General features: G+C 39.0%; 8 protein-coding genes and 1 tRNA gene. 6 read left to right on the top strand and 3 right to left on the bottom strand.

Features of this window, described 5'->3' with window-relative positions; translation table 11 throughout:
• Positions 1-16: 16 nt before the first annotated feature.
• The 5 genes from ACL6C3_RS16585 to ACL6C3_RS16565 all read left to right on the top strand — a co-directional run bounded on the left by ACL6C3_RS16585 (position 17) and on the right by ACL6C3_RS16565 (position 14,053).
• Positions 17-137, top strand: a tRNA-OTHER gene (locus ACL6C3_RS16585).
• Between the two features lie 64 nt (positions 138-201).
• Complete coding sequence (locus tag ACL6C3_RS16580) at positions 202-381, top strand: hypothetical protein (protein WP_413160036.1); 180 nt, start codon at positions 202-204, stop codon at positions 379-381.
• 27 nt (positions 382-408) lie between these two features.
• Positions 409-2,010, top strand: a complete 1,602-nt coding sequence (locus tag ACL6C3_RS16575) for a TROVE domain-containing protein (RefSeq protein WP_413160035.1) — start codon at positions 409-411, stop codon at positions 2,008-2,010.
• A gap of 369 nt (positions 2,011-2,379) precedes the next feature.
• Positions 2,380-13,230: a CHAT domain-containing protein gene (locus ACL6C3_RS16570; RefSeq protein ID WP_413160034.1), complete on the top strand. Its 10,851-nt coding sequence runs from the start codon at positions 2,380-2,382 to the stop codon at positions 13,228-13,230.
• A gap of 391 nt (positions 13,231-13,621) precedes the next feature.
• Positions 13,622-14,053: a hypothetical protein gene (locus ACL6C3_RS16565; RefSeq protein ID WP_413160033.1), complete on the top strand. Its 432-nt coding sequence runs from the start codon at positions 13,622-13,624 to the stop codon at positions 14,051-14,053.
• 167 nt (positions 14,054-14,220) lie between these two features.
• Here ACL6C3_RS16565 and ACL6C3_RS16560 read toward each other — a convergent pair whose 3' ends face one another.
• Positions 14,221-15,723 carry a hypothetical protein gene (locus ACL6C3_RS16560; RefSeq protein WP_413160032.1) on the bottom strand — a complete coding sequence of 501 codons (1,503 nt, stop codon included), beginning with the start codon at positions 15,721-15,723 and terminating at the stop codon, positions 14,221-14,223.
• A 770-nt stretch (positions 15,724-16,493) separates the two neighbouring features.
• Between ACL6C3_RS16560 and ACL6C3_RS16555 the strand changes: the two genes are divergently transcribed.
• On the top strand, positions 16,494-17,369 hold the full coding sequence (locus ACL6C3_RS16555) for an SHOCT domain-containing protein (protein WP_413160031.1): 876 nt from the start codon (positions 16,494-16,496) through the stop codon (positions 17,367-17,369).
• A gap of 92 nt (positions 17,370-17,461) precedes the next feature.
• On the opposite strand, the gene ACL6C3_RS16550 is transcribed toward ACL6C3_RS16555, so the two are convergent.
• Complete coding sequence (locus tag ACL6C3_RS16550; protein WP_413160030.1) at positions 17,462-19,825, bottom strand: CHASE2 domain-containing protein; 2,364 nt, start codon at positions 19,823-19,825, stop codon at positions 17,462-17,464.
• Between the two features lie 32 nt (positions 19,826-19,857).
• Positions 19,858-20,778: a DUF1822 family protein gene (locus tag ACL6C3_RS16545; RefSeq protein ID WP_413160029.1), complete on the bottom strand. Its 921-nt coding sequence runs from the start codon at positions 20,776-20,778 to the stop codon at positions 19,858-19,860.
• Positions 20,779-20,814: the final 36 nt, after the last annotated feature.

Genomic DNA, 20,814 nt, shown 5'->3' with positions numbered 1-20,814 from the left:
AAATTTCAACAATTTTTGGCAGGTAGTTTAACGGTAGAACACTAACAATTCCTTATTCACTCCTTGTCTGAAAAGACCGAAGAATGAGGGTTATCGCTTTCCCGCGAGAGATGTGGGTTCAAATCCCGCCCTGCCAATTGGGATTCATCCCAAAACAGAAGTTTTTTCAAACCAATTTGCCTTTAGGGGCCGGAGGAAAAAATGTTCAATCATACTATTTTTTTGCGAATAATATTTGAAGTCAGTTTGATCGCCTTAACTCTTAATCTCGGTCAAGTCTGGGCTTATGTCAATCATCGTCAATCTCATTTATCTAAACGTCAGCCTCCGGTTTTTAATGATGGTGGTTCGCGTTTTTATGAGTGTAATTATAACGAATAATTTTTCAAAAATCAAGGGAGGAAAACCATGAAATATAACTTTTTTGTCTCTCAAAACAAAACCCCTCAAAATCAACCGCTTCCGGGTCGTAAAGCGGAAATGACTCAAGGACGTTCGGGCGGATGGATGTTCAAAGCAGATATCTGGCAAATCTTACGGCGTTGCTTATTAATTGGAACCGCAAATGGCGCTTATTACGCCGGAAAACATGAATTAACGCAAGAATTTGTAGATACAATTCAACTTGCAATTGAAGCCGATCCTCGTCGAGTTGCCGATGAAATTCTTTATGCTTCTGATGGACGTTCTATTAATAATAGCGCTCCGATTTTAGCCCTGGTTTTGTTATCAATGGGAGAAACCCCTGAAGCGAAACTTGCCTTTACAGAAATCTTTCCGCAAGTTGTGCGTACTGGAAGCCATTTCTACGAATGGTTAAGCTATACGAAAGCCCTGCGAGGATTTGGAAAAATTGTCCGAGAAGCGGGGAAAACTTGGCTATCTAATGAGGATGTAAAAGGACTCGCTTATCAACTGTTAAAGTATCAACAACGTCAAGGATTTTCTCACCGTGATGCGTTGCGTTTATTCCATGTTAAACCCCCAACATCAGACCATGATTTCCTGTTTAATTGGGTAATGAATGGTTGGGATGAATTGCCGTCAGGGATTCCATCTGAAGCGTTAAAACAAATTTGGTGGTATGAGTGGTTAAAACGTCATCCCGACCAAACTCACAAAGCAGTTTCTCAAGGTCATTTAACCCATGAAATGGCGGCTCCTGTAGGACAAATGGATAAACGAGCTTGGCAGTTACTATTCGATGAAATGCCGATAGGAGCAATGTTGAGAAACTTGGGTTCTCTCACGGAATTAGGAGTTTTAACTTATAATGAACGTAAAAATATCAAACGAGTTGCTCACGTTTTAAATAACCGTGAACATTTGAAAAAAGGACGAATTCACCCGATAGATGTCTTAAAAGCTCTAAAAACTTATCAATCTGGGGGACGTTTAGGACAGAGTAAAAAAACATGGACTCCTGTTCCTCGAATTGTGGATATTTTGGAAAAGGCTGTTGAGTTATGTTTTGATGTAATTGAACCCACAAATAAAGTGTTTCTACACGCTATTGATATCTCCGGTTCGATGTCTTGGAATACCGTTTCTTCCATCGGTTTAACCTGCTGTGAAATTGCAACGGTCATGGCTTTAGTGACCGCAAAAGCGGAAAAAAACTATGTCATTCGTGGATTTTCTACTGAGTTCATCGATTTAGAAATTACGGCTAAAGATTCCTTCAAAACGGCAATGAAAAAAGCAAGTAATCAGAACTTTGGAGGAACGAATGCTAGCGTGGCTTATGATTGGATGATTCGTCATAAGTTCAAAGCGGATATGATTTGTTTTTGGACGGATAACGAAACTTGGGCGGGAATTAAACACACGAGTCGAGCGTTAGCAGAATACCGTCAAAAAATTAATCCAAACATCAAGGCGGTTTATATTACATTGGCACCATACAATATCACATTAGTTGATCCAAATGATCATCATTCTTGGGATATTGCAGGATTTGATCCCGGTACTCCGCGACTGATTCAAATGTTAGCAACAGGTGAACTTTAACGACGTTCGGTTTTAAACTGACCTCTCTCCTAACCTCTTTCGACCCCTCTATAATCTCCCCTACAAGGGGAGATAAAATTGTTCCTCTCCATTAATTAATAGTCCCGCCAAGAACACCTTTTCCCTCGCCTTATAGGAGAGGGTTAGGGAGAGGTTATTTCAAAACATTTTTCTTGTTCCCTCGCCTCGTAGGAGAGGGTTAGGGAGAGGTCATTTCAAAACATTTTTCTTGTTCCCTCGCCTCGTAGGAGAGGGCTAGGGAGAGGTCATCTTACTTTATTAAAGTTTTGTGTATCCTTGACCAGTTTTGCACTTGATAAGGTAAGATTTGAGCCAAAGTATTTGGTGTTGTTGTGAGTGAGGGGTATTATGATTTTAATTCGCTGTTTTTATCCAGCGTTCTCTGTATTACCGATTACACTTTTAAGCAGTTTACCTGCATTTTCACTTTCCTCACAATCAACAGAAACTTTTTCTAAACTTTCTCCAATTTATGGTTCTGAAGTTCTCCTCGCCCAAGCCATTACCCCCGCAAATGATGGTACGGGTACGGTGGTTACACCCGAGGGAAATCGCTTTAATATTGAAGGCGGAACTCGTTCAGGAGATGGAGAAAATTTATTTCATAGTTTTGAAAAGTTTGGACTCGATGAAGGTCAAATTGCCAACTTTTTATCTAATCCCGAAATTCGCAATATTTTAGGTCGGGTTATTGGGGGTGATGCCTCTTTTATTAACGGTTTAATTGAGATGACGGGAGGCACTTCTAACCTCTTTTTAATCAATCCATCGGGAATATTATTCGGGCCAAATTCCCAGTTAAATCTTCCGGGGGATTTTACTGCAACCACAGCCAACGGGGTGCAGTTTGGGGAGGAATGGTTCAACGCCGAAGGGTTAAATAACTACGAAATATTAATCGGAAATCCGACAGGGTTTGCTTTTACCATGACTAACCCCGGAAGCGTCATTAATTTAGGAACCTTAGCCGTTGAACGGGGACAAAATCTAACATTATTGGGCGGAACAGTTGTTAACGCCGGACAACTTTCCGCGCCAGAAGGACAGGTAATTATTACTTCCGTTCCCGGTGAAAGTTTTGTCAGAATTAGTCAACCCGGACAACTGTTAAGTTTAGAAATTCAACCGATAGTTCCCGGTAGCAGCCAACCGAATAATTGGTCAATTCCGATTACCAGTTTACCCGATTTATTAACCCGAGGGGCGAGTGGTTATGATATGGCGGCGAAAGTTAACGCCGATGGAAGTGTAGACTTAACCGTTTCTAATACCACCGTTCCCGTCAATTCTGGGACAACTATTGCATCTGGAGAGGTGGATGTTTCGGGAGAAACAGGCGGAACCGTTGGGGTTTTTGGAGAAAGAATTGGGGTAATTGATGCTAATATTAACGCCTCCGGAACCAATGGGGGCGGTACGGTTTTAATAGGCGGAGAGTATAAAGGACAGGGAGAGGTTCCCAATGCGTTGAGGACGTTTGTTAATCGCAATACGATTATTAATGCGGATGGTTTATTAAGCGGAGATGGCGGACGGGTTATTGTTTGGGCCGATGAAGTAACGGGGTTTTATGGGAGTGTTAATCTTCGGGGGGGGAGTGAGTTAGGGAATGGGGGATTTGTTGAAGTTTCGGGAAAAGAAAGTTTAATTTTTGATGGGATTGTTGATACTTCGGCAGTCAATGGAGAATTAGGAACACTATTACTAGACCCTCGAAACATTACTATTACTACTCTAGATCCAACTGTTGGTAATTTAGGCGATTTAGAATTGCCTGATATTTTTCAAGAAAATTTTGCAAATTTAGATATAGAAGTTAGTATAGATGCCTTACAAAATCAAACCGGAAATATTATTTTAGAAGCCACTGAAAACATAACAGTTGTAGATGGAATTTCTCTCACTTTTGCAGAAGGGGAAGGTTCAATTACTTTTACAGCAGATGCAGACAATAATAACAGTGGTAACTTCTTAATGGATCAAACTCAATCCATTAATACTTCGGGACGAGATCTCACGATTTCAGGAGTAGAAATTAGAACTGGAGGGTTATTTACTGAGGGGGGAAATGTTACTCTGACGGCTGAGGGAAATGGTAGTACAATAAATCTTCAAAATCCTGAAGGTACTGTCATCAATACAGGAGGAGGAGATGTCACTCTAGAGTCTTTAGGAAATAACAGCATAATTCAGATTCAAGTCGATGATAATAATAATCCTATTATTACTGGTTTTCCTTCTATATTTACAGGTGGCGGAGACATTAATATTACTGCGGGAAACAATACAGCTACTCAACTTAGTTCTATTGCAGTTAATGGTGAAATCAATACAGTTGATAGAACAACACCTGGTATTGCAAATGGAGGAAATATTACGATAGAAGTTCTGGGAAATAATGGTGAAGTTACAACAGGTTCACTAATAACAGGTGGAGGAGACGTTACGATTAATGTTGGGAGTAATAGCGCTAGCCAAGCGAGTTCAATTGAAACAGGTGAAATTAGTACAACATTCATTATCGGAGAATTTGATTTTGATCCCTTGGCAGAGGAAAATCAAATTCTTGGGGGAAATATTAGCCTCAATGCCTTGGGTAATGGAGGGATAATTACAACAGAAAATATCAATACCAATGGAGGAAGCCTTAACTTTACAGTTGGGAGTGAAACTGCAAACCAAAACACTATAATTCAAACAGGTAATATTAGCACAACTAACAATACAACTCGTGGTGGAGGAACAGTTAATATTAATGCACAGTCCGCTACAGGAAGTACAGAAATTTTGGTAGGAGAAATTACTACAGCATCAGCTTTTAATGGTAATACAGTCACAATTAATGCAGCAACTTCTGAAGGTGACAGTAATATTTCTGTTGGTAATATAAATACTTCCTCTGACAATGGTATTGGAGGCGATATTACTTTTAGGAGTCGTCAAAATTCAACAACATTGACTGATAGTAGTGCAACTGTTAATCTTAATAGCGATCAGACTTATAATGCGGGTACGGGTACTATAGAATTTGATAATGTTGGAGTCAATGCGCGAATTAACACTCTAACTCTAACAGCAGATGAAATTAATTTTGATATTAGTGGAAATAATCGATTAATTGCTGGAAGTGGAAACCTCATATTACAACCCTTTAGTTTAGATCAAGAAATTACTCTGGGAACAGAAAACGACCCAAATAATACCAGTCTCAACTTATCTCAAAATGACCTCAGCTTAATTGAAAATGGTTTTAGTTCGATTACGATTGGACGGACTGACCTTAATGCGAATATTAATATTGAGGGAAATGTTCAATTTTCTGACCCAGTAATATTAGAGGCGGGTAACGGTTCAATTTTATCAAGTAATAATAGTGGAATTACCGGAACAGATAATGCTTCAATTACATTAAATGCTAACCGTGAAATTAATATTGGCAACCTTCAAACCAATGGAGAAGTTATTCAGTTAAATGTTAATAATGGTGCAATTCTCACAGGAGATATTTTCACGAATGGTCAAGACTTTAATCTCGAAGTTGGTGATGGATTTACAACCGAATCAACTCTAGTTCAAACCGGAAATATTAACACTTCATCAACAACAACTAACGGCGGAAATATTAACCTAGATGTTCAGTCAGGGAGTGGAACAGCTACCCTACAAACCGATGATTTAATTTCCACTTCTACGAATGGTGAGACAGGTTTTATTACCATCAATGCTGGTTCTGATAGTGGAAATAGTACGATAACAATTGGTAATATTAATCCTGCAATTCTAACGGGTCAGGGTGCGAATATTTCTTTCACCAGTATTACTGCAAATGATGGTACTATAACTCAGACTCAAAATGGTTCAACTGTTACTTTAAATAACAATCAAATCTTTAACGCGGGAACGGGAACAATTAGCCTCGATAATGTCGGTATTGCTGCGGGAAATAATAACTTAACCCTCACCGCAGATGAAATTAACTTTGATGTTGATAATAATCGCACCCTTTCAGGAAGTGAAAATTTAACCCTACAACCCTTTACCCCAGACCGAGGAATTAATATCGCAAATTCTGATAACACTGACACCACAACTCTGAATATAACTCAAGCTGAAATTGACTTAATTCAAAATGGATTCAACTCAATTACTATCGGACGTGATAACAGTAGTGGAACCATTACTGTTGTTAATCCCGTTACCTTTAATGACCCTTTAACCCTACAAACACCATTGGGTGATATTATTGTTAATGGGACTTTAACCGGATTAGATAATGCTTCGATTACCTTAACAGGTTCAGGGGAAACAACCATACTCAATGCTGATATTATTACCGCTGGAAATCCCATTACAATTAATGATAGCGTTGTTGTTGGAGTAAATACTGTTAATCTCGATACGACTAATAATTTGAATCAACCGGGTGCAAATATTACCATTCTTGGAACTGTCAATGGAACGAATCCAAATATAGAAACATTAAACCTCACCGCAGGGGTTGGAGATGTTAACTTTAACAATGCAATTGGCAATTTAATTCCTCTCTCTATACTGCAAATTAATAGTGCAGCTAATGTAACATTTAGTAATGCGTTAACCACAGATAATATTACTCTAACCAGTGATGAAATTAACTTTGAAGGCGGTAATAATTCAGTTACCGGAAACTTTATTACTCTCGAACCCAATACCGTTAGCAATATAGCCATTGCGGGTTCAACGGATACCGAGACAGGAACACTCAACCTGACAACCACTGACTTAGCTGCTTTAAATAATTTCGAGTCTATCTTTATTGGACGGTTTGATTTTAATGGTAATATTTTAATTGAAAATAACGCTCAATTTTCCGACTCCGTTACTCTAGAAGCGGGGAGTGGTTTAATCATTTCAAATAATAATGCAGGAATTATCGGAACCGATGATGCTTCTATTACTCTGAATGCAGATAGTGAAATTAATGTCGGTCAACTCTCAACAGAAGGCGAAGCAATTAACTTAACCTCAATTGGTGATACTGGACAAGTCACCACAGGAAATATTACTACAAATGGCGGAAATCTTAATATTTTAGCGGGGAACAACTCTACAGAAAATTTAACTCCAAATTCGATTACAACCGGAACAATTAATACCTCATCTAACAGTGGAAATGGCGGAAATGTTAATCTAGATGTTCAGTCAGGGAGTGGAACAGCCACTCTCCAAACGGGTGAAATTAACTCAAATTATATTAGTGGAAGCGGAGGAGTTGTTAACCTAAATGCGGGTCAAAATACGGGAGTGAGTAACATCACTGTCGGAAATATTAATTCATCTGTTAATGGCGGTATTGGCGGAAATATTATCTTCAGTAGCTTTATCGGACGGGAACAAGAAGTGTTGAGTCCAGATGGTGCAAATTTAACTTTAAATAGCAACCAAACCATTAACGCGGGAACCGAAACAATTACCTTTAATAATGTCGGTGTTGTCGCCGAAAATAATAATTTAACCCTCACCGCAGATGAGATTGATTTTGATATTAGTGGAAATAATCGGACAATTTCAGGAAATGGGAATTTAACCCTACAACCCTTTACCGCCAATCAAAATATTACGATTGATGGAACAGACAGCGAAGCATCTACAACCCTTGATTTAACCTCCGGTGAATTTGAATTACTTGAAAACGGATTTAATTCAATTACCATCGGACGAACCGACTCATCCGGTACTATTACCATTGGAAATAGGGTGACATTTAATGACCCGATAACCCTACAATCTCCCGAGGGTTCGATTAATATTGGCGGGATAATCACCGGAAGGGAGGATGCTTCTATTACCCTCAATGCTAACTTAATTAATCTCAGCGAAGCCATTACAACGGACAACCAAAATATTACCATTCAAGGTAATGAAATTAACCTCAACGGAAACACAACACTGGATACTGATAATACAGGTGGCGGCGATATTAGTATTAACGGAAATGTTAACGGAAATTCTGACCTTACCCTAACAACAGGAACGGGAAATATTAGCTTTTCGGGGACAATTGGCGAAACTCAACCCGTTGGAAATATTACCGCTAATAGTAGCGGAATTACCGAATTTAGCGGAACGGTTAACGCCAATAGTTTAACCACAGATGCGGGGGGTTCAACTCAACTCAATGGAAATATTACCACCACAAATAACCAAACCTATAACGATGCGGTGAACTTGTTGGGTGATGTGACATTAGATAGTAGTAATGGAAATGGAAATCTAAACTTTACATCAACAATTGACGGAAACTTTAACTTACAACTCAACTCCGGTCGTGGTAATATTACACTCGGAACTGTCGGAGATAATCAAACTCTATCTTCCCTAGCCGTTAACAGTCAAGGTCAAACTAATTTAGGGGGAAATATTACAACTAATGGTTCCGATGGTGTTAATTTTGAAAACGCTACAAATATTGAATTAACGGACAGTATTACCATTGATACAAGTTCTGGAAACGGAATCATCAATTTCGGAAATGGAACGGTAAACGGAAATTTTGACCTAGAACTTAATGCAGGTAACGGTGAGATAAACTTAGGAACAGTGGGAAATAATACCCCGCTTAATTCTTTAAGCCTTACAACCACTGGCTTAACGACTTTAAATAGTAATATAACAACAAACAATAATATTGACTTCTCTCAAGCAACGGGTGGAACTCAACTCAATGCTGATGTTGTTATTACCAGCAATAACGGGAATATATCATTTGAAAATAGTCCGATAACCGGAACAGGAAACAGCTTAACTCTGGATACAAGGGGAGAAATTTTTCTGGATAATGTTGGTGAGAATAATAATGAAATTGGAGGCGTTACTATCACCAATGCGAATATTGTTAATTTGTTGGGTAATATCTATACAGATGGGGGTATAAACTTCCCCAGTGTAACAACAATTAACCTCAATAATGAAACAGTTACCCTCGAAACCGATAGCGATAATGGAAATATTAACCTTTCGGATGCTTCGGTTGAAGGAAGTGGCGGATTAATTATTAATGCGGGAAGTGGTCAAGTTAATTTAGGTACTTTTGGTAATAGTATTCCCCCTGAAAGTTTAACCATTAATACATCTGGCTTAACCACTCTCAATGGAAATCTCACCATTAATAATAATATTGATTTTACTCAAGCCACAGGTGGAACCCAACTTAATACAGATGTTAATATTACCAGCAACACCGGAAATATTTCGTTTGAGAATAGTCCGATAACGGGAACAGGAAATAGCTTAACTCTAGATACATCAGGGAATATTTCACTTAATAATGTTGGTCAAGAGGGGAATGAATTAGGAGAATTAACGATTAGTAACGCCAATATTGTAGATTTATTTGGTAATATTTTTACCAATAATAATCTAGACTTTACAGGTGCATCAACTGTTAATATTGCGGAGAGTTCAGTAACACTGCAAACCAATAGCGTCAATGGAAATATTAACTTTTCAGGTGTTCCAATTGAAGCCACAGAACCCGTAAATCAACTGATTCTTAATGCGGGAAATGGTAATATTACTTTAAACAGAGTAGGAACTAATATTCCTCTAAATTCTTTATTGATTAATACTACTGGTGAAACGAGTTTAGCAGGTGATATTAATATTGATGGGGTTGATGGAATTACTTTTGAAAACGCTACAAATATTATTTTGTTAGATAATGTGATTATCAATACCGCTTCAGGAAATGGCAGTATAAACTTTAATAATGCTACCATTAATGGTAATTCTAATTTACAACTTAATGCGGGAACTGGTAATATTACATTGGGAACAGTTGGAAATAATATTCCTTTAAATATTTTATCCATTAACACCAGTGGATTAACGAATTTAGGCGGTAATATTAGAATCAGTGGAACTGATGGAATTACCTTTGAAAATGCAACCAATGTTGTTTTAACCAATGACGTTCAGATTGATACAAGTTTAGGAAATGGAATTATTAATTTTGGAACTGGAACGGTTGATGGTAATTTTAATTTACAACTGAGTGCGGGTAATGGTAATATTATTTTGAGTACATTCGGAGACAATCAGACTCTGAATTTACTGGATATTCAAACCACAGGAATAACAACGCTTAACGGTGATATTACGACAAATAATAGGATTAACTTTACTCAAGCAACGGGTGGAACTGTACTAAATACTGATGTTGAAATTAGTAGTAATAATGGCGATATTGACTTTAATAATAGTCCAATTTCAGGAACAGGTAACAATTTAACACTCAATGCACCCAACGGAAATATTACTCTAGATACCGTTGGAACCAGTGAGAATGCGTTAGGTGAAATCACCGTTAATAGTAGTGGAATTAGTCGATTTAATGCTACCGTTAACGCCAATAGTTTAACCACAGATACAGTAGGAACAACTGAACTTAACGCTGATATCACCACAACGGGAGAGAACGGTCAAAACTACGGTGATGCAGTTAACCTCTTAAGTGATATTACCTTAACGGGTGACGAAATTAACTTTAATAATAATGTCTCCGGTGAGAATACCAGCTTAACGTTACAGCCTTTTAGTTCCAATTTTTCGATTGAAATCGGAGGAAGTAGCAATGACAATCAGAGTGTTTTAAATTTAACGAATACCGAGTTAAACTTATTGCAAAATGGTTTCAACTCAATTCAAATAGGTGGCGAGAATACAGGAACAATTACTGCTGCTGGAAATGTATTGTTCCAAGATACTGTTAATCTTCAATCTGGTACAAGTTCTATTGAAGCCACAGGATTTACAATTACAGGAACGGATAACGCCGCCATTACATTTAATGCAAATCAAAATATTAGTGTCAGTAATATTATCAATCTCAACGGTAATATTAGCCTAACTACAACCAACGGTTCAATTAATGCTAATGATTTGGTTAGTCGTTCGGTGAATTTAACCACAGGAGGAGGTAATATTACTCTCAATTTTAATCAAAACTTTTCTTTAAACAATCCCAACGTTCAGACTAATGGCGGGAATTTTAACATAAATAGTCCTTCTTTTATTCAACTCTTAGGAAGTGGAAATATTCAAACAACCGGAGGAAATATTACCCTATCAGGAACCGAAATTAATAGTGAAATAGACCTCAATTCTAACAATCCTCAAGGTCAAGGCGGTAACATTAATTTAACCGCAACAGAGGGAACAATTTCCACCGAAAATTTGAATAGTTCCGGTTCAACAGGGGGTGATATTACTGTTATCGCTCCCACTGCAATTATCACAGGTCAAATCAATAGTAGAGGTACTGTTGGGGATGGTGGAAACGTGATTCTTGACCCGGTTGGTGATGTTGAAGTTGAGTTTATTGACGCCCAAGGTGGGCCGAATGGTCGAGGGGGAAATGTACTTTTAGAATCCACAGGCGGATTTGTGCGAGTGACTGAATCTTTTCTCGACCAAAATAACATAAATGCCAGCATTTCTACCGCAGGCGGACAGGGAGGCGGTTCGATTACGATTCGACATCGAGGTGGGTTAGCCGAGGAACCGATTGCTAGTTTTGAAATAGGAAATACTAACCTAACTGATGATGAAAATGGAACAGCAGGCGCCATTACAACAGGTGAATCTACGCTTGAGTCTGGGGAGAGTTTTCCCGAATCTTTTACACGCGGAAATATCGTTCTTCAAACTGATGATATTACACCAACTCCCACACCAACTCCCACACCAACTCCCACACCAACACCAACTCCCACACCAACTCCTACACCAATTCCTACACCAATTCCTACACCAATTCCTACACCAACTGAACCCACTCAACCAGAATTTCCCGATGAAATTTTACCCCGTCAAAACCCTATTGAACCTTTATCAATTTCTGCTAATCTCCCTTGTAGTCCGGTTGATGCTGGAATTTTAGCAGTTGAACAAGGATACACCCAAGATTTTGAAGAATATTGGGGAATGTCAGCGAGTAAATCCGCAAAAGGTTTAGTGGAAACCTGCGATGCTTTGAGTCAAATTGCCGGAATTACAGGAATTAAACCTGCTGTTATTTATGTGAATTTTGTTCCGGTTGAATATGAAATAGAAAATCAACAAAATCAGCTTGATGTTGCTGAAAATTCATCCAAAGTTTCATCTCCCCGAGGAAACGATCAACTCGAATTAGTAATGATTACTGCCGAAGGCCAACCGATTCGGAAGCGAATTTCAGGTGTAACTCGTCAGCAAGTTTTACAACAACGTAATGCTTTATTCCGAGAAATTTTTCCATCAACCCGACGGAGACAAGATAGTTTCTTACCCCATGCTCAACAATTTTATCAATGGTTCATTCAACCCTTAGAAGCCGAGTTAGAAGCTCAAGAAATTGAAAACTTAGTCTTTATTATGGACGAAGGATTGCGTTCTTTACCCTTGGCGGTTTTACATGATGGAGAACAATTTATCATCGAAAAATATAGCGTGGGACTCGCACCCAGTTTAACTTTAATGGAAACTCGTTACAGCGATGTTAAACAAGCTCGTATTTTAGCGATGGGTGCAACAAAATTCCCGGCTGACCCGACCTTAAGCGACTTACCAGCGGTGTCAGCAGAAGTCAATTTGATTGCTGATAATTTATGGGATGGAGAATTATTTTTAAATGAAAATTTCACAATAGAAACGTTAAAACAAGAACGACAAACTACACCTTTTGGTATCGTTCACTTGGCGACTCATGCCGAATTTAGCGCCGGACAACCTGAGAACTCTTATATCCAATTTTGGGATGATAAATTAAGACTCGATCAAGTGCGAGATTTGGGATGGAATCAACCCCCGGTAAAATTATTAGTATTAAGTGCTTGTCGAACCGCATTAGGAAATCGGGAAGCCGAGTTAGGTTTTGCAGGATTTGCGGCGAAAGCCGGAGTCGAGTCAGTGGTCGCGAGTTTGTGGAGAGTAAACGATGAAGCGACTTTTGTATTAATGTCTGATTTTTATCAACAATTAACCCAAGCACCCATTAAAGCCGAAGCCTTAAGACAAACTCAAATTGCTTTATTAAAAGGAGAAGTTCGGATAGAAAATTCGCGTTTAATTTTACCGGATCGAGAAATCATTTTACCCCCAGAATTAGCTAACTCGGGAAATGAGATTTTTTCAGACCCTTACTATTGGGCTTCATTTACAATTGTGGGTAGCCCTTGGTAACTGCCAATTCTGATAAACATTAAATTTTTCATAAATTTAGATAATTCCGTATGGATAGATTTATAATAAGCGCGTATTGGAGACTCTCTATTGTTTCTAATTATTGCAGTTGAAAGATTAGAAAAAAAGACAATGAATAGAAAAACTTATTATTTGGCAGCTTCGATTTTCATCGCTCTAGGAATTCTCGGCGTTCTGATCAAATTAGCCGCTCGTACCGAAAGATTGACTGTCATTGTGATAGGTTGTTTTCTGGTTGGGCTAGTTTACTTGATTATGGGATCTCGACTGAGAGATTAAAATCTATAAGAATAGGAAGATGTGCTAAAATATTGAGGGGATAATTCAGCCAAAACAATTAAAATAAAGTCCGATCCGATTAAATTTTAGAATGATTATTCATGTCCCCTCTAAAGCAGGTCAACGAAAAAAATATTGGCGGCGAGTGATTGATTTTGTCGATCTCAATCAAACCACAGGATACGCTTTTCAAGGATATCGAGTTGAAGCCGATCAACTGATTGAATTGGAAATTGGCAGTTTTTTACTCACCTACGATGAAATCGGTTCCATTAAACGTTGGTATCCCCAAGTTTGTTTATATCAAGTTCGAGGCGATACAGAATCTCCCCTCGAAGAAAGATATAGTTGGAGTGGGAAAACAGCCAATCGAAATTGGAACCGTTCTTGGGCTTTGTCGGTGCGCGATCCCATTGCTGAAATTGTGAATGAAAACCGTTTCTCCTATGAAGATTTAATTGATTGGGATAAAATTTCAACGGATCGCTTATGGAAGGAATTAAAGCGTAGAGGAGTTGTATAATCTACGCCATCCTACTGGTTGTAAGATCATGTCCGACTAATCAATAATTCCAAGCGTAGGGGCGGGTTCTACAAAATCTATACTACTCACTCCGAGATTGAGATAAACCCGCCCCATAATAGAACTAATCAACCGGACATAATATAAATTCTTTAAAAATTTTTTAACTAGACCAAAGTAAAAACGTCTTCTGTCAGTACAACCGGATCTAAAACCGCAAGTATCTGATCGGAAAAACTAATTTGAGTTCCTTCAAAAATCGATTCGATAGTCAACTGTTCAAAGGTTAGATTATCTGTCAAACCAATCAAGTCAATACCCATTTCAAAATCTTCAATCCAATCCGTTCCTTCATTCATAGCCAGAATAAAAACATCTACCCCTTGACCTCCCAACAAAGTATCAAAACCCGGACCACCCCTTAAAGTATCATCATCCAAACCCCCCAATAAATTATCATTTTCAGAGCCGCCAATCAAAACATCACGACCTGCTTCTCCGTTAATAATATCATCACCAACGCCTCCATAACCCGTATCATTTCCCTCACCTCCCCACAGCGAATCATTCCCCGATAAACCGCTCATCAAGTCATCTTCCGCATATCCAATTAATTCATCTGCTTGATAAGTTCCAGCCAGATTATCTCTGTCATTCGTTCCTTGAAAACTTAAAATATCATCCAATAAAACCCCCGATTTTTGGTTTTTAGTATTGATATCAATAATACCCTGATTAACGCCCTCATCTTCACTTTTAACGCCCTGTCGCAGGGTATTGAGAGACACTAAAGGATAGCTCAATTCGGGCTGATTTTTGAGCGACGGATTATCAAGTTCATCTAAATCTTTAGAACCATTAACTGATGGCTGTGAAGGTAAATTAAACCCCTGACCCGCAAGTAACTGAGTTAAAAAACCGTGAGCATAACTATGTGCTTTTGCTCCAAACCAATCATTAAATCGGTTAGAATCCGGTTGGTTCCAAGCCTCCCCTTGATTGAGATAAATATCGAGGGTATTTTCATTATCAAAATGCAGTACAGGGAGAGGATTTTGATAGCCAAGATTGCTGGTTGTATGAATGGCAATAACTCGGGTTGCATCCGCTTTATCTAAGCGTTCTGGTAGAGATTGAAACGTCGCCAACGTTCTCTGATTAAAGTTCGCATTTTCAAATCCTGGCCCTGCGGGATCTAAACCGATAATCGTTCCAATCTTTTCATCATCCGGCGAATACTGTCCCGCAAAACCTGCAACTTGAGCGCCCAAACTATGACCAATTAATGTAATAGTTTCGGGTTGAATTATATCAGAATCAACATATCGATAAAGCATTTCTTGAACCGCTTTTCCGACAAATTCTGTCTTTTCAGCTTGTTGAGGATAGGTGAAAAAATCGCTAATTTTCTGACCCGCATCCCAACTGACCAAAATAACGTTCGCATCATCTTCTTGTGTCGAGATTTCCTCCGCTATTTTCCGCATCCAATTATTGGGATCAACCTGATTGGGTATTCCCGGATTATCTCGAAAGCCATGAGTAATCACATAAGTAGGACGGTTGGGAGTAATATCAGAATCTTCCAGTTCTTTGAGGGTTTGATTTTCATTCAAAATGTAGAATTTAGCCCACTCACTAATCGGACGATTTCCAGTTAAGTTAGCCATAAAATTTTTCCCTGGGTTGATCATTGAGTACAGATAGATTACCCTCATTATCAGTAACTTCTCTTAAAATTAGATCGCTTATTCAGCCAATCTTTCAATTGTCATCCTAAAAGTTGGCTCAGTCCCTCAGTCCTAATTATGACAATTTACCCCCTGAAAATTGAGTTGCTTTCACCGATTCAAAAGATGAATTTTTCCTCAATCAATGATGTTCTTATTTTTATAGCGGTTTTCAATTCCATGAGACACAGTTCGATTAAAAACGCGGTTGATCAATAGAAACCGGGTTCTTGGGATGTACCTCCGAAGCAAGTAGTGCTATACTTTAGACAGTTGTAAAAGTGGCAATCTTCTCCAGTATCCGCTAATTTCAGCAAGAGTTTATTCAGGGACATACTGATCAAAAGTTCAACAGGTTTCTGGCGTCCCTCCTACCGTCTCCGGGGACTAGCTCGCCGGAAAGCTTCTCTCAATCCAGGAGTTTAACGGGGGGTGAACCTGTCGGAAAAATCAACTCGTAAAATTACCGATCTCTCTGAGATTTTCAATACATATAAAAATTGTAAAGTCTAGTAATTCTACGATTGCCAATCTCAGAAAATCAGTTTAATCTTAAAGATAGAGATTTAAGTTTCCCGCCCGATAAACTCTGTTTTTCAAGCAAAGTGATCGCACTGATTAGACAGAATTATTATCGGCATAACCGCTCTGAAATTTCTCCTTAACTTTCTCAATCTACTTCTCATCCAATTAACTTTAAGGAAACAAAGATGGCGATTAATTATTTTTTAGAAACCGATGCAAACTCTCTAAATTTCGTTTACAAAAATCTGTTGCTTTGGTTTAAAGAGAAGCAATACCAAGTGGAAGGAACCGAAGCCGATGGTCTTTACTTAATTCAAGCTCAAAAAGTGGGTAAACTTCGCACAGTCTTGGGAACCAATCTGGCTTTTAAAGTTAAAATATCAAAGTCAAAGGATTTCACAAATCCCCGAGAATTTATTGTAGAAACTAGCACGGGTAAATGGATACAAAATATTGCGGGTGCTGGCGTAACTGCAATGTTTTTCGGAGGATTTACTGTATTTACAGGTTTGGCGGGAGCGGGTTGGGCTTTAGTCATCGAACATGAAATTATCACTTATATTGAAGAAAATCTACAATTTAAAAAGGTTCAAAAACTCGCGCCTCTATCCGAAGATAAACCCTTAGAATCGTCAAATTATTTTAGCACTCAAGAAAAAGCTCAAACTTCCGGATCTGCAAATTATTCTGCTCGGGAAAAAGCCGTAGCAAAAGCCGATCAAGACTTGAAAAAACTTGAATCAGCTTTTGCCAATCACATTCTAACAGAAGCAGAATTTTTAGCGAAAAAGCAACGCTTAGAACATCAAATTGATGAATATGAAATCGAGTTTTTAGTTGAGGAAAAACTGGAGAAGTTTCAGCAAGCTTTTACCGACGGGATTTTAACAGCAGATGAATTTGAAGCTAAAGTTCATCAAGTGGAAGAAGATGTAAAAAATCAGGTGATTCATCAACGGCTTGAACAAGAAAAAGAGCAAGTTTTGATGAAATTAAAAGCGGCGTTAGATAGCGGGATTTTGACACCTGATGAATACGCAAAAAAAGTAGAATTTCTGTAAATTGTTTCTACTATCTGAAAAGATTTGAACAGAATTGCAGGTGGGGTGACAATGTTCGGTTAGATAACACAGTATTTGTCACCCCGATTTTATTATATTTCTATACTTTTAAACGGGTTTTTTAGGTAGACATAGCTTGCGGTTCCAACTAACCCCAATGCGGAGGGAACTAACGGTATCCAAGCCCCTTTTAGAAACAATCCCCAACAACATCCATACAGAATAATTAAAGTTGTTCCAGTCGTCGTTAAAAAAGCTTTAGGCGATCGCACTCTCCAACCGATCAGACCTGCAACTATCGACCAACTCAAGATCCAAATACTTTCTCCCCAGTCAGGAAACCACCAAATTAAAGGTTGATCGTCTAAAATTGTACTGAGAATTTGACTGACCATTTGGGCTTGAAGTTCGGTTCCGGTTATGTTTTGAAGCGGTTGTTTTTGATAACTATAAGGCGTCAACCAATGATGATCGTTGAAACTCGGCGCAGTGGTTCCGATAATCACAATCCGATCGCGTATCCACTCCGGATCGACTTGACCGGCTAACACTTGAGAGAGCGTTACTTGACGTGCAATTTCTCCCGATCTGCGATAATTTAGCATGATTTGATGTCCGCGCCAATCCAAACCGGCTTGATAGACACCGCTTCCCTGTTCTAAAATATTAAAAACAATATTTCTGTATTTTAATCTTCCATTGGATGTCGTTTTAGGGACTATATTTTCATCGGCTAAATACCGTTCGGCTAATTTCCAACTAAAAGAAAACCGAGTTTGACAATCAGAAGATAACCCCACCGATAACAAATGACGGCGAATCACCCCATCAGTATCGGTCACAACATTACTAAACCCTTGACGGTTTAAGGGAACCTCAGGAGGGGGAACAACACCCATTTCTTGATGATTTCCATATCGACAAGTCGCCAACAACCGATCATTTTTTTCGAGGGAAGTTTTGAGGGTATTATATGGGGATTCAACCGCAGTTTCTCGAAACAAATGCAAGCCAATAACTCTCGGTTGATATTGTTCTAACTTCTCTAATAATAAAGCTAATGAACGGTCGGAAAGTGAACCTCCTTTTCGTTCTTCTGCGGGTTGTTCCTGCACATCATTTTCTGTAATTGTCACCAGTAATAACCGTTCATCTATCCCCGGATCGGGTCGCATTTGCATGAGATGATCGTAGGCTTTCAGTTCCCAAGCTTGTAACCCACCTAGCGATCGCACTCCCCAAATCATCCCCGTGATTGTGATTGCAGATAACAAAACTTTGGGAAACTCCCGCCATCGCCAAGATAGAGATTTTACCTGATTAAACTCTCGTTTTTTAATAACATTATCATCTGAAATCTTCGCTTTATTTCCGACTAAATCTTCCCAAGAAGGAGGAACATAAGCCGGATTTTGACAAATAACCGGAAGCCAACTCGCACAGGGAAATTCTCGTTCAAAATCATCATGTAATCGTTCTCTGGCTTCTCTAACTGAGACATAAAAAGGTTTTCCTGAAGCAAAATTGGTCAGAAAATGCTTTAAAAATTCTTGAGCAACGCGATCCGGAACTAACTCCCGCATGACAATAACTTGAGGAATATTCAGATCATCAAGTTGGTGTGCGAGTCCCAAACCATCACAAGAGTTAAAAATTGCCAGTTTTAAACCCCGTTCAACCGACTTTCTCAAACCGTACCACAATTCTTTTATCGTTAAACTTTCTTGGGGATTAATATAAATTCGTCCGGTTTCCCCTTCCGTTTCGCTGTGTCCCGCAAAAAAGATAATATCCCAAGGCTGTTTCCAAAGGCGATCGTTAATTTGTTTCGCTTCCGGTTCAACCAACACCACCGCATCAACATCGGGTAAACTTTGAATGATTTCCAGATCTTTTTTGATGTCAATTCCTTCTTGATGACCGAGAATCACCAAAATTCTAACCCGGGAATGAGCCGGATAATTTTTAAGATCTTTAATCTTTTCAATCTCAATCGGACTCCAAGCAATTTCCGCCTTTTGATAACTTTCAAAAAAATCCCAAAGATGCAGGGGTAATTTTCTCAATTCCGCATTTTTGCTGCGGATTAAAACCCTAATTTCTTCGTCTCGGCTGAGTTCTTCTCGCAATCGTTTATCAATCAGTCTGAAGCTATCCGCATCTAACCACTGACTGATGAGATCGCGTAATTGTTTAGCCGAATTTTGACAGTCTTGAACCCGTTCGGGAATAGAACGTTGACGAATAATCGCCTGAGGTTTGAGGCGATAGGGTGCGGCTAAACTGCGATATTTTTCTGTCCAGTGGGATTGCAAATGTTCAGCTAAATCCGGATTTTCGGGTAAAGATGCTTGCTTTTCAAACAGCGTTTGACCCTCCGACGAACGGACTTCAAGCGTCACGCGGAAGCCTTGGGTTAAATCTCCTTCTAATTTTAAGATCACAGATTTACTCATAGCCAAACACCCTAAACATGAATTGGATTCTATTAAATCACAAAAGTTTCAGTCACACTGATTTCCCTCCATGCTATTTTAATACTAAATTGTTCTCCTGACTCCCCACTAAACTTAAATAATAGCCTTTCACTCCCTCCCGCTTCCGCTTGCATCACCGATTTTCCGCTATGATCGAGTATCATCAGTTGCAGTTCTTGGGGGAGGTGGCTGTGAGCTTGAGTCGGATAGAGTTCGACGGAGATATCCAATTCTGACGGGGTTGTAGGAGTCACTCCCAGCAGCAACGCCATTTCTGTTCCCGGTGGTTCGAGAGAGACTATTTTCACCCGTTCAATTTCAGAGGTATGAGAGTTGGAAGTCACAGAAGAACTTCGCGAACGTTGACGAAAATTCCATCCCAATTCTAGATTATAAGGTCGGGTAATTGTTTCAATTCCTTCCCAAGCTCCCTCAAAAATTCCCTGTAACCAATTCCCGAGATGAACCTGATAATTATAAGACTCAACCGTTTCTAATCGCTCAATTAAATCTAAAAAATCATCCAGCGATCGCCATTCGTTCAAAGGAATATTTTCCCGTTCAATCCGTTCCAGAAAGCCGATAAATTTCGCTTGAGTAAAGCCTTCATCAAACTGAATGGCCAGATAACCGATTCTATCGTGCCAAACCTCAGCCGGAACCTCCACAACAGAAGCATCAAACCTGACCGGACGACATTCAATTTTTCCTAAACTTCCCAGACATAAATCGGCCACATTTCCTAAAGTTTGAGCGATGGGATTCCAGCTATCACTTCCGGTTATATCCGTCGAAATTTCCATCCACCGACAATAATTATTAACGGCTAAAACCGCCAAACTATTGTAGTAAACTTGCTCCCGTTTTTGCGGTTGAGATTGGTTTTCCGAAAAACGCTCCGCAATCTTTCTGTCTTTGTTTGTTAGTGGCATAGTCATCAATGAGTTCATAGCTTTTGAATTTTTCAG

The sequence above is a fragment of the Capilliphycus salinus ALCB114379 genome, assembly GCF_047276495.1.
Taxonomy (GTDB): domain Bacteria; phylum Cyanobacteriota; class Cyanobacteriia; order Cyanobacteriales; family Microcoleaceae; genus Capilliphycus; species Capilliphycus salinus.
The sequence above is the reverse complement of the archived record's forward strand: the minus strand, read 5'-3'. Positions and strand labels throughout refer to the sequence as shown.